The following is a 13,628-nucleotide window of genomic DNA, read 5'->3' as shown; positions in this document are numbered from 1 at the left end:
ATTTATGCAACAAATCAATAAGCCTCATCAAATGCCTGATGCCTGCTCTCAGGCTCAAAAAATTCGCTTTTTCACTTTCTTGCAAAGAGTCTTAATTGGCACTCTAGCAAGTACATTACTCAATCTCTTTATTTTATTTCCCTCTCCGAGTTTCGCAGAAGTAGTTCTGGGCGTTGTTCGCAGTTCCGAAAATTCTCCCGATTGGGTGAAGATTACCACGCGCCTCTGGGAAAGCGGCATTGCTTACAAACCAATCAATTTGGAAGAAATCAAAAATTTGGCGGATTTAGCAGGCGTTAACGTGCTGTTTTTGCCCAACATTGAAACTTTGAGTCCGGCGCAAATTAAAGTTTTAGAAGCTTGGACAAAACAGGGCGGCCGCTTGATTGCTTCGGGCCCAGTCGGCCGCAGTTCCCCGGCTTTGGTGCGCCAATCTTTGCGATCGCTCCTCGGGGCCTATTGGGCTTTTCCGTTAACCCAGCCGGCGACTCCGCAACCGCGCAGCCGCTGTCGGGATCTTGCTTGCACTACTTCTAGCAATTGGGTGCCGACTGCACAACAAAATGGCTCCGTCCAAGGTGGTGTATTGATTCCGGCTGATGCGAACAGTCAAACAATTGCTACTTGGAAAGATAGTTCCGGTTCCTCCGCAGCCATCGCCACAGATCGCGCTACCTATCTCGGCTGGCGCTGGGGTAGCGACGGTTCGGGAAATGTAGATAAGGCTTGGCTGCAAGCCTCGATCGCCCGCTGGGGAGGCACGATCGCTTCGCAGCCCTCTGCGCCGCCCACTGCTGCCGCGACCCCACTGCCAACTCCCCCCTCCCGAGTCACTAGAAACAGCCCTAGTTCGCCGCGTAGTAACCCGCTGAGCCGACTTTCTCCCTCTGGCTCGGTTCCCGATCCAGTTCCTGCAACTTTTACAGATCCTTCGGATCAGGTGGCGGCGGCGGGTTTGGACGTGCAGGCAAATTCCAATAAGCCGATCGTCAGCATTGAAGCGTACTTGATGCGCCAAGAACTCACCAACCTCCTCGGCCGGTTTGAGAGCGCCCTGACAGCATCTAATTCAGCCAATACCGCCGTCAATCTCAATGCTGCTACCACCCCTCAACTGGTGGCTGCAGAACAGGGGGGCGGCGGCCCGGGAGCCAGTCGCTTGACTATTCTGCAAGCTAGCAGGACGGGGGCGATCGCCCAAGCGCGGCAGGTTTTGCAAACTTTTGACCAACTCCTGCAAGAGCAAAACTACGCGGAGGCTAGAAAGCAGTGGGTGGAAGCGCGGCAGTTGCTGTGGCAAAATTACCCGAAGGAAGGACAGCGCGTAGGGGCGGAAATTCGGGCGGTTTGGCTCGATCGCGGTACGATCGTCGCAGCGCGATCGGAACAGGGTTTGGCGGCAGTGTTCGATCGGCTCGCCGCCGCCGGTATCAATACCGTTTTCTTTGAAACTTTGAATGCCGGATATACGATTTATCCCAGTCAAGTTGCACCGCAACAAAATCCCCTAACAGTTGGCTGGGACCCGCTGGCATCTGCGGTTAAATTAGCTCACGAGCGAGGCATGGAACTGCACGCTTGGGTTTGGGTTTTTGCCACAGGAAATAAGCGACACAATACTTTAATTGGTCAGCCTAGTTCTTATCCCGGGCCGGTACTTTCCGCTCACCCACAGTGGGCGAATATTGACAATAAAGGACGCACCCAAAATCCTAACGATGGTAAATTTTATCTCGATCCGGCGAACCCGGAAGCGCGTAATTATTTGCTGCAAATTGTCAGCGAAATTGCCAAAAACTACAAAGTAGATGGGGTGCAATTAGACTATATTCGCTATCCTTTTCAAGATGACAATGCGAATTTTACTTACGGTTACGGTATTGCGGCGAGGCAGCAATTTAGGCAGTTGACTGGTGCAGATCCGGTGAATATTTCCCCCAGGGACGGCAGTTTGTGGCGGCAGTGGGTTGAGTTTAAAACTAATCAAATTAATAGTTTTGTAGCTGAAGTTTCTCAGCTTTTGCGGCAGAATTATCCGCGCACAATTCTGTCGGTGGCGGTGTTTCCGCACCCGGAAAGTCAGCGGATTTACAAAATTCAGCAAAATTGGGAAGTTTGGGCTCGTCAGGGCATAGTAGATTTGATTGTGCCGATGACTTATGCTTTGGATACGAACCGACTTCAGCGCATCACCGAACCCTTGGTAAAGGAACAAATTCTGGGTTCGGCTTTGATTTCTCCGTCGGTTAAGTTGTTGACTCTCCCGGAAGTTGTGGCGATCGACCAAATTCAAGCTTTGCGCGATTTGCCGACTGGGGGCTATGCTATTTTTGCGGTGGAAAGTATCAGCAGCGGGATGCAGGGGTTTTTTAACCGCACTCAAGGCCCGCCGGTGCGTTCCACTTCTGCTGCGGAGCCGATTCCTTACCGACAGCCGTTTGCGGCGGCGGCTTCGCGGTATACTGCTCTCAAGCAGGAATGGAGTTTTTTGTTGGCTAACAATCAGTTGCGGGTGTCGGAATCTGAACTAAAAGTTTTGCAAAGTCGATCGGAGGAATTGGCGCAAGCTTTGAGCACATTGGCGGCCAATCCTTCTACGGAAAGTTTAGCAACTGCTAAAAGATTGTTAAGGGGTTTTCAATCTCAATTTCAATCTTCGATGCGCTTGCATTCTGCCGAAAATAGCTATCAGGTGCAAACTTGGCAAAATCGTTTGGAGAGTTTGGATATGCTGTTACGTTACGGCGAAAGGATGGAGTTGAATCGCAGGTAAATACAGATTTTTGGGTTGTGTGCTGCAGTGGATAGTGCGATCGTGCTAACATTTGGGCGATCGTACTCTCATTAATAAAACTTACGCACGTACTAAGATTTTGTGTCGTGGCGAACGTAGGGAAGCACTCTCAAACCCTTGATTTAACGCCCTTGAGTGCGTAAGCCCTGATTAAGTTAGTTCGCGATGCCAGGAGTAATCCTCAGCTTGGTTTTTTCACAGCAATACTTCGTTCGATCCAGCAGATGCAGTAAAAAACCCGGTGGTTGAGCGAAGCCAAAACCCGCTGTCTTGGGTCGGAGTGCGATCGCCAACTGTAAGTTTGTAAGTAGGTCATCGCAAAATAACCATAGTATCTTATCAGAGAGGGTTTAGTTAAGATCCACGATCGAAGCGAGTAGAAGAGTCTTCTCACCCGCCCGAACCATGTAACGTTTATTTGCACTTACTTAGTGACGACGAAAGTCCTCAAAACTCTTAAAGGTCGAGATCAAACAATTTGACCCTGAGTGATTAACCGGATTTGATATTACTCGCTCGTCTCTCGCTCCAACATTTTAACATCTACTAATTTAAACTGCCACTTTTAATTACTTTGAGGATGAATATGTTTCCTAAACCCCTCAATCGTTTGGCTACAAAATTTATCGGCAAAGCTCCATTACAAACGGTGCTCGTGGTTCCTTTTTTAGTGCAAATTGTCGGCACGGTAGGAGTTGTAGGCTGGCTATCTTTTCAAAACGGTCAGCGGGCAGTCAACGAGGTTGCCGCTCAGTTGCGGGGAGAAATTAGCGATCGCATCAAAGACCGCATGGAAAATTATATGTCAATTCCCCACATTGTCAATCACCTGAACGTTCAAGGCATAAAATTGGGGCAGTTGAACCTAGAAGACAACCAAAAACTAGAACATCATTTCCTAGAACAAATTCAATATTTTGATTCGATCAGCATCATTTACACAGGTAAAGAAAATGGAGAACATTCGGGAGCAATCCGCACTAAAGAGCGGATTTTGATATCTGCTGCCGACAGCTCTACTGGCAACAAATTAGCTCGATATACTGCTGACTCTCAGGGAAACCGCGTTCAATTAGTGCAAATTTCACCCGATATTTACGATCCGCGAACTCGCCCTTGGTACATAGCTGCGGCTGCGGCAAAAAAACCTATTTGGACTCCAATTTATACAGATTTTTTGACGAGGGAACTGGCAATTACTGCTGCTTTGCCTATCTACGACGACGCTGGCAAATTGTTAGGAGTAGCGGGCAGCGATTTGCTCTTTTCCCGAATCAAAGAATTTCTCGTCAGCCTCAAAATTGGCAAATCAGGACAAACTTTTGTCATGGAGCGATCCGGGATGTTAATTGCTACTTCAACGGCGAGTGCAGAATTCGTGGTGGAAGGTAAAGAAACAAGACGCATCAAAGCTTCAGAAAGCGAGAATCCGGTAATTCGACAAACCGCACAGCATTTAGATAAACACTACGACAGCTTAGCTAAAATCAATAATTCTCAACAGCTTACTTTTGATGTTGACGGCAAGCGAAATTTTATTCAGGTAGCTCCTTTTAAAGACGATCGAGGGTTGGATTGGCTGATTGTAGTAGTTGTACCCGAGTCTGACTTTATGGAGCAAATTAACCTCAACACGCGCACGACTTTTTTACTGTCGCTTGCAGCGTTGATGGGGGCGACAATCCTGGGGATTCTTACTGCGAAATGGGTAGTTCAGCCGATTTTAAGATTGAATGCAGCGGCGAAAGCTTTGGCGCGGAATGAATGGGATACAAAGCTCACTCTGAATCGCGAAGATGAACTCGGAGAACTTGCCACTGCTTTTAACAGCATGGCAGAGCAATTGCAGCATTCATTTACTTCCCTCTCAGAAAGCGAAAGCCGAGTCAAACAATTTCTCAATGCAGTACCGCTAGGCATTTTTATTGCAGAGCCCAACGGTCAACCTCACTACATTAACCCTACAGGAAAAAAACTTTTATCTCAAGGAATTGTGGCAGCAGATGCCGAAAAATTGCGCCAATTCTACCGAGTTTATTTAGCTGGAACTCAGGAAATTTACCCGGCGGAACGCGACCCAATTTTAAATGCTTTGCAGGGCAAAACTGTAACTGTTGATGACATTGAAATCTCCTCCAATAACAAAACTGTTCCCCTGCAAGTTTGGGGAACTCCTATTTACGACGCCCAAGGAAATATTATTTACGGAATGTGCGCTTTTCAAGATATTACGAAACGGAAACTAGCGGAGAAATTATTAAGGGCATACAACCAAAATTTAGCAGTGCAAGTTGCAGAACGCACCGCAGATCTTGCTAAGGCAAAAGAAAAGTTTTCTAAAGCTTTTCGTTCGAGTCCGAATGCGATTACAATTACAAGAATTCGTGACGGTTGCCACCTAGAAGTTAATGATAGTTTTTGCCGGATGATGGGCTACACACAGGAAGAAATTATCGGTAAAACAGCGGTCGAACTCAACTTTTGGGCGAGTTTGAAAGAGCGTGACCGCATGATTCAAATGTTAAAAGACAAGACAGCAATTCACAATTATGAGCTGACGTTTCGCAATAAAAATGGTACAGAAAGAACGGCACTGCTGTCTATAGAAACCATCGATATTGACGGAGAAGCTTGTTTTTTGTCGATGTCTAGCGATATTACCGAGCGCCAAAAAGCAGAAACTGCCCTCCGGGAAGCCGAAGAAAAGTACCGCAACATTTATGAAAATGCTTTGAATGGAATTTTTCAAACTGCTGTTGACGGGAAATACATCAGCGCTAACCCCGCTTTAGCTAACATCTACGGTTACGACTCGCCTGCCGATTTAATAGCAGCACAGCCGAATTTCAATAACCAGCTTTACGTGAAACCCAACCGCCGCGACGAATTTGCAGCGCTGATGAACGAGTACGGGATACTATCAAACTTTGAATCGGAAATTTACCGCAAAGATGGCAGCATAATCTGGATTTCGGAAAATAGTCGCGCTGTCTGCGATGAAGCAGGAAATTTACTTTACTACGAAGGTTTTATTAAAGACATTACTGATAGCAAACAAGCGGAAATCAAAATGCAGCAGGCGAAAGAAGCGGCCGAAGCAGCAAACAAAGCTAAGAGTACCTTTCTCGCCAATATGAGCCACGAATTGCGATCGCCCCTGAACGCGATCATCGGCTTTGCTCAAGTCCTGATCCGCAGTCAAACTTTGTCTCAGGAAAATCAAGAAAATGTCGGAATTATCCTGCGGAGTGGCGAACATTTACTGGCTTTAATTAACCAAGTTTTAGACTTGTCAAAAATCGAAGCCGGACGCACGACGCTTAATGTAAAAAGCTTCGATTTGTACCAACTAATCGACGATTTAGAAGATATGTTTGCTCTCAAAGCTGAGCAAAAAGGTTTGCAACTAATCTTCGACACAGACGCAGAAGTTCCCCATTACATTTGTACTGATGAAGTTAAATTGCGGCAAGTCTTAATTAATTTGCTCAATAATGCAATTAAATTTACTTCAGAAGGGGGAGTGTCGGTGCAAGTCAAAGGAGGAAGGCGGAATATACATAAAAACAGCACTGACCAATTGCCCGACCGCTACTGGCTGCATTTTGAAGTTCAAGATACTGGTGCAGGCATTGCTGCTGAGGAAATCCATCAGTTGTTTGAAGCATTTGTGCAGACGAAAACAGGTAAAGATTCTCAGGAAGGAACGGGTTTAGGTTTAGCTATTAGCCGCCAGTTCGTGCAATTAATGGGAGGTGAAATTACTGTTACCAGCGACATCGGAAAGGGTGCATTATTTCAGTTTGACATCCAAGTTCATCTGGTTGAAGCTAGTGATATTGAAAGCAAAAAAACTCAACGTCGAGTTGTTGCCCTCGAACCGAATCAGCCGAGTTATCGCTTGCTAATTGTGGACGACAAACCTTTGAATCGCCAACTGTTAGTAAAACTTCTCAGTCCACTCGGATTTGAGTTGAGAGAAGCAAATAACGGTAAAGAAGCGGTTGATATTTTTAGGGAGTGGGAACCGCATCTGATTTGGATGGACATGAGAATGCCTGTCATGGACGGCTATGAGGCAACGAAACAGATTAAAACTACAACTGGCGGGCAAGCAACGGCGATTGTGGCCCTAACTGCTAGCGTTTTGGAGGAAGAACGGGCGGTGATTCTTTCGGCGGGTTGCGATGATTTTATGCGGAAACCGTTCCGAGAGGAGGATATCTTTGTGGCAATGGGAAAACATTTAGGAGTACGCTATATTTATGAAGATCCAACCGCAGTAAGTGCTGCTGGTGTAGAGGAGTCAAGTCAGGAGGTGCTGACACCGGAGGCTTTTGCCTCTCTTTCTCCAGACTGGATGGCCCAATTCAAGCAAAGTATTTTGAGTGTGGACATGGAGGCGATCGCTAGTTCGATCGCACAAATCGGCACTGTCAATCCCTCTCTTGCGGGCAAGCTTCAAGATTGCATTAATAATTTTGAATATGACAGAATTTTGAACATAATCGATATTAGCGAAAAACAGTAAGTACCCGATGACTTCAACTTTACCTATAACCAATCGAGCTAATATTTTAGTAGTGGACGATACGCCAGAAAACCTGCGGCTGCTGACCGGAATTTTGAGCGAAAAAGGCTATCAAGTTCGCCCCGTACCCAATGGCAAGCTAGCATTGTCGGCTGCTCAAAAAATACCCCCGGATATAGTGTTGCTGGATATTATGATGCCGGAAATGGACGGCTATCAAGTTTGTCAGCAACTCAAAGCTTCTGAAATTACAAAAGACATTCCTGTTATTTTTATTAGTGCGATTAATGACGTGCTGGATAAAGTTAAAGCTTTTGCAGTTGGCGGAGTTGACTTTATTACTAAACCGTTTCAGGTTGAAGAAGTTTTAGCCCGGATAGAAACTCATTTAAAAATTTGTTCGCTGCAACAAACTTTGCAAGAGAAAAATCAAGATTTAGCAACGGCGCTCCAGCAACTGCAAGCCACCCAAGAGCATTTGATTCAATCGGAAAAAATGGCAGCCCTGGGACAACTTATTGCTGGCATTGCCCACGAAATCAATACACCCCTGGGCATTATAGGTTCCTCTGTTAATAATATAGCTAATTTTTCCGACGAGTTTTTAGAAAAATTCCCTGAAATTTATCAACAACTTTCTGCCGAAAGCAAAGCTTATTTTTTAGCTTTACTGTACAGAGCCACCCATCAAGAAGTTTTATTCACAAGCAGAGAGAAACGGAAATTTAAGCAGCAGTTGGCGGCGGATTTGATGGCAGAATCTGTTGAAAACTATGAGGAAATTGCGGATACTTTAGTTGACATGGAAATCTACGAAAAAATAGAAGAGTTCTTGCCGCTTTTTCAATCGCCGGATTGGGAAGTAGTTTTAAATAGTGCTTACCAGTTTGCGAGCTTTAAAAAAAGTATTAGCCTGATCCAAAGAGCAACAGCGAAGTCTGGGAAAGTAGTATTTGCCTTAAAAACCTACGCTCATTTTGATAGCAAACTAGAAAAAGTCCAGGCGGACTTGCACGATGGCATTGAAACGGTGTTAACCCTTTATCAAAATCAACTGAAACACGGTATAGAAGTAGTTAAAAACTATGGAGATTTACCGCAAATTATGTGCTATCCCGATGACTTAAATCAAGTTTGGACTAATCTCGTTCATAATGCCCTGCAAGCCATGGATTATAAAGGTATTTTGACGATTGAAACTCGGCAACAAGAGGCAACTATTTTCCTCAAGTTTACTGATAACGGCAAAGGTATTCCCTCAGAAGTTATTCCCAAAATTTTTCAGCCGTTTTTTACGACTAAAGCTGCGGGCGAAGGTAGCGGTTTGGGATTGGATATTGTGAGAAAAATTGTGGAAAAACACGAAGGCACAATTGCTGTAGATTCTGTACCGGGGCAGACAACTTTTACAGTCTCGCTGCCTATTTATTAAACAAAACTTACCTGCTGGGGGCTGATTCCCGGTGACACTCGTCGCTGTCTCGCTGACAAATACAAGATTTATTACAAGAAACCGGGTTGATCTTCGGAAGTCCTATTAAAATAAGATAGGGGACAGATATCCTGCTTCCTTGCCCGAAATAAATAATGTAAAAGCAAGTCATGTCAGTAAACCTACTAAAATTTAAGCAGATAAGAAAAGATGAATAAGCCTATAATTCTTTGTGTTGATGATGAACCGGATATCTTGAATACTCTCAAGATGCAGCTTAAAAATGAATTTAAAAATGATTACTTTTATGAATTAGCTGAAAGTGGGGATGAAGCTTTAGATTTACTGGAGGAGTTTCAAGAAAAAGCTCAGGTGATTGTGGTTGTTTCTGATTGGCTGATGCCGGGAATTAAAGGTGACGAACTTTTAATTAAAGTTCACCAAAAGTATCCTAAAATTATTAAAGTGATGTTGACTGGACAAGCTGATGCAGCGGCAGTTCAGCGGGCAGTAGAAGAAGCAGATTTATACTGTTGTTTGTACAAACCCTGGCAAAGCAAAGACTTAATAGAGATTATAAAATCTGGGCTGGCTAAGTTATGAAAAAACCTGTGATTGTTTGTATTGATGATGAACCTGACGTTTTGAATAGTTTAAAGATTGAACTGAAAAAGGCGATCGGCGATCGGTGTATAATTGAAACCGCTGAAGGGGGGGCTGATGCTTTAGAGTTGCTGGCCGATTTGCAGGCAGATGAATACGAGATTGCTTTGGTGCTTTCCGATTATATCATGCCGGATATTAAAGGGGATGAACTGCTCAGAAGAATTCACGAGAACTCGCCGGAAACTCTGACCATTATGCTCACGGGGCAAGCAGATTTGGAAGCCCTGAGTAATGCTATCAAGTATGCTAAATTGTACCGTTATATTCCTAAACCTTGGCAAAATGAAGACTTAAAATTAACGGTAGTAGAAGCGGTTCACAGTTACTTGCAAGATCAAAAGTTAACAGATGAAATTCATAAGCGCCAAGAAGCAAACGAGGAGTTAAAGCTAGTAAATGAGGCGCTGTCTGCGAGTGAAAGCCGCCTGAGTCAATTTTTAGAAGCTTTGCCAGTGGGGGTATCTGTTTATCATTCCGATGGCTCGATCGCCTATTTCAACCAGGCAGCGCGGGATTTGCTGGGTGCAGACACTATCCCGGAAAGCACTGCGGAACAATTAGCTGCCACTTATCAACTTTATGTTGCCAATACTGATGAGCTGTACCCGCCGCATAATCTGCCAATTTTGCGGACACTGAAAGGAGAATCTGTCAAGGTTGACGATGTAGAAATCCGTCAAGATGGCACAAGAATTGCGATCGAGATCAATACCACGCCGATTTTTGACGCTAGCGGAAATATTGTTTATGCGATCGCAGCTTTTCAAGATATTAGCGATCGCAAACAAGCCGAAAAAATACTAGCAGAATATCACCACACCTTAGAAGCCCAAATTGACGAACGCACAGAACAACTGCAACAAGCCGCATTAGCTGCTGAAGCAGCAAACAAAGCTAAAAGCACCTTTCTGGCCAATATGAGCCACGAGTTACGAACCCCTCTCAATTCTATACTCGGCTTTGCACAAATCATGGAACCCAGCCCGGATCTTAGTGTCGAAAACCGAGAAAATATGAGAATTATTCGGCGTAGTGGCGAACACTTGCTGACATTGATCAATGAAGTCTTAGACTTGTCAAAAATCGAAGCGGGGCAGATGACGCTCTACCCGAAAAACTTCGACCTCTACCGCTTGCTTGACGATTTGCAAGATATGTTTCAACTGCGGGTAGAGAATCAAGAGTTGCAGTTGCGTTTCCACCGCGATGCTGACGTTCCTCAGTACGTGCGAACCGATGATATTAAACTGCGGCAAGTGCTGATTAATCTTCTGAGTAATGCGATTAAGTTTACGGAAACAGGGGAAATCATCTTAAGAGTTATAAAGTTAGAAAAATCGGCATCTCTGGATTTATTGGATAGTCCCACAGCTTGCTTTGATACCACAAGAAGTATTCGGGATTTTTCGAGAAGTAGCAGTGATTTGGCAACGCTTCCATGGAGGGATGAGGCTGAGGATTCAAGTGGGTATGCTTTTTTCCTTCTGTTTGAAATTGAAGATACAGGAGTTGGCATTAGTCCAGAAGAATTGGGCAATATTTTTAAGGCTTTTGTGCAAACAGATTCCGGTAAAAAAAATCAGAAAGGTACGGGCTTAGGATTGAAGCTCAGCCGTCAATTTGTCCGCCTGATGGGAGGAGAAATTGTCGTAGAAAGTCAACTGGAACTCGGCACCACTTTTAAATTTGAAATTCCAGTCGGTGCAGTTTATGCTGCTGAGCTTCCAGATCCGCAACTTAACCGCCAAGTTAGTGGGTTGGAACCCAATCAACCGTGCTACCGGATTTTAATTGTGGACGATCGCGAAGACAACCGCCAACTTTTAGTCAAAATGCTTTCTCCTTTAGGTTTCGTGGTGGAACAAGCCACCAACGGCCAGGAAGCAATAGAAATGTGGGAAAATTGGCATCCGCATTTAATTTTGATGGATGTGCGAATGCCAGTGATGGACGGCTACGAAGCTACTACACAAATTAAGGCTAGAATCAAGCAGAGAGAGCAAGAGCAGCAAGGAAATGGGGAAATGGATATTTCCCATCCCGACTCCGCGCTCCCGAAGATTATTGCTTTGACAGCTAGTACAATTGAAGGAAAGCGATCGTTTGCTTTATTAGTCGGCTGCGACGATTTTATTAGCAAACCTTTCCGCAAAACAGATATATTTGATACCCTCAGCAAACACTTGGGGGTGAAGTATGTCTACTCTAACTCAACGGACTTTATCTCAACAGGCGATCGAAATAATTTATCTGACTCCCTCCCTAATGCTGCGCTTGCTTATTTACCTACACTTCCCGCAGAATGGATAGACAACATGAAGCAGGTAATCCGCAGTGCTGATTTTGAGTTAATTGTCAGGACAATCGACGAAATAAGGGAGCCTCATCCTGAATTGGCGGAAATCCTCCAGGGTCATCTCGATAATTTTGATTACCAGAAAATTCTCAATTTAATTGCCGAGGCGGAGGAATCAGATCATGCAGATGAAGGCGGAACAAACTGAAAACTATCAAGCAGATATTTTAGTAGTTGACGATACGCCAGATAATCTGCGTTTGTTGATTAGACTTTTGCAAAAAAATGGCTATAAAGTTCGACCAGTTACTAATGGTTTTTCGGCGTTAGATGCAATTCAATCTAGCGCACCCGATTTGATTTTACTCGATATTATGATGCCGGATATAGACGGCTACGAACTATGTAAAAAATTAAAATCACAACCGCAATTTAGGGAAATTCCCATCATTTTTCTCAGCGCGCTAGAAGAAGGAATAAATAAAGCAAAAGCTTTTGAAGTGGGCGGATCAGATTATATCACCAAACCTTTTCAAGTGAAAGAAGTATTGGCGCGAGTGAGCAATCAGCTTACTGTGCGTTCATTGCAAATACAATTGCAACAAAAAAATCAAAAATTGACCGCTCAAAATATCCAGTTGCACCAAGAAATCGCTGAACGCCACCAGGTGGAAATGGAAACAAGATTGCTGCTGCAGGCCACTCAAGCTATTAGCAAATCTGAGGATTTTGAGTCGGCTATAGATGTGATTTTAGGTTTAATTTGCAAAACTATTGAATGGAATCTGGGCGAAGCTTGGATTCCTTGCAGTGAGGGCTTTTTAAAATGCGCTACAGGGAGGTACGTCAGCGACTTGAGGTTTGCCCAATTCCGACAAACAAGTTGGCAGTTGATTTTTGCTCCCGGTGTGGGACTCCCAGGCAGGATTTGGCAGTCGCAGCAGTCTGAGTGGATCGATGATGTTTCTACTGCACCGGAACAAGTTTTTTTACGATCGGAAATTGCGGTGAGTGTGGGATTGAAAGCGGCTTTTGGAGTGCCAATTTTGGCGGACAACCAAGTGTTAGCTATTTTGATTTTCTATCGCGAAAAAGTTCTGAAATGTCAGCCGCGCTTGTTGGAATTAGTGAGCGCGGTTGCTACGCAGCTAGGTTCGTTGATTCAGCGGAAACAAGCTGAAGCAGCGCTGAAAGTGCAGCAAGGACAAACCGAGAAATTGCTGCTGAATATTTTACCGAAACCTATTGCAGATCGCTTGCAAAAAGAGCAAAAGTTGATAGCGGATCATTTTGATGAGGTGAGCGTCTTGTTTGCTGATTTGGTGGGTTTTACAGAGTTTTCGGCTCACAAAAGTCCGACGCAGTTGGTAGAAATTTTGAACGGGATTTTCTCGGAGTTCGATAGGTTATCTGAATTGCACGGGTTGGAAAAGATTAAGACGATTGGGGATGCTTACATGGTGGTTGGGGGTTTGCCGACGCCGCGGGAGGATCACTCTGAGGCGATCGCACTTTTAGCTTTGGAGATGCAGGCAGCTTTGAGGAGGTTTAATGCCAAAATGGGAGAAAATTTTCAATTGAGGCTCGGAATTGACAGCGGTTCGGTGGTGGCTGGAATTATTGGGATTAGTAAATTTAGCTATGATTTGTGGGGGGATACTGTTAATGTTGCTTCACGCATGGAATCTAACGGATTGCCTGGTAAAATTCAAGTGACGGCGGCCACTTACGAGCGTTTGAAAGAGCAGTTTGTTTTGGAAAAACGGGGTTATATCCCGATTAAAGGTAAAGGAAGAATGCTGACTTACTGGTTAATTGAAGAACAAAAGAAATCTTTTTAATTTTTTGATGTTAATTTAAATTAAGATGAAAATTAGACCGCATTTATACTTTTAGGAGGGCTAATCCT

6 protein-coding genes are annotated in these 13,628 nt (G+C 44.5%); all 6 read left to right on the top strand.

The genetic code is table 11. From position 1 onward, the window contains the following. Positions 1-31 precede the first annotated feature (31 nt). Positions 32-2,773, top strand: a complete 2,742-nt coding sequence (locus tag QUA71_RS11795; protein ID WP_445243776.1) for a family 10 glycosylhydrolase — start codon at positions 32-34, stop codon at positions 2,771-2,773. Between the two features lie 607 nt (positions 2,774-3,380). After that, the gene (locus tag QUA71_RS11790) at positions 3,381-7,325 is read left to right on the top strand and encodes a PAS domain S-box protein (protein ID WP_333285074.1); all 3,945 of its coding nucleotides are present in this window, start codon (positions 3,381-3,383) and stop codon (positions 7,323-7,325) included. Positions 7,326-7,332: 7 nt separating this feature from the next. Further along, positions 7,333-8,757: a response regulator gene (locus QUA71_RS11785; protein ID WP_333285072.1), complete on the top strand. Its 1,425-nt coding sequence runs from the start codon at positions 7,333-7,335 to the stop codon at positions 8,755-8,757. Between the two features lie 210 nt (positions 8,758-8,967). Further along, a complete protein-coding gene (locus QUA71_RS11780; RefSeq protein WP_190662486.1) occupies positions 8,968-9,360 on the top strand; it encodes a response regulator in 393 nt (130 codons plus the stop codon). Further along, complete coding sequence (locus tag QUA71_RS11775; protein WP_333285070.1) at positions 9,357-11,927, top strand: response regulator; 2,571 nt, start codon at positions 9,357-9,359, stop codon at positions 11,925-11,927. Before QUA71_RS11780 ends, QUA71_RS11775 begins: the two co-directional genes overlap by 4 nt. Next, complete coding sequence (locus QUA71_RS11770; RefSeq protein ID WP_333285068.1) at positions 11,902-13,560, top strand: adenylate/guanylate cyclase domain-containing protein; 1,659 nt, start codon at positions 11,902-11,904, stop codon at positions 13,558-13,560. The genes QUA71_RS11775 and QUA71_RS11770 overlap by 26 nt, the downstream gene beginning before the upstream one ends. The last annotated feature ends 68 nt before the right edge of the window (positions 13,561-13,628 follow it).

This window comes from Microcoleus sp. MON1_C5, from assembly GCF_036701875.1.
Lineage (GTDB): Bacteria > Cyanobacteriota > Cyanobacteriia > Cyanobacteriales > Microcoleaceae > Microcoleus.
Note: the sequence above shows the minus strand (reverse complement) of the source record. Positions and strands in the feature narration are given on the sequence as shown.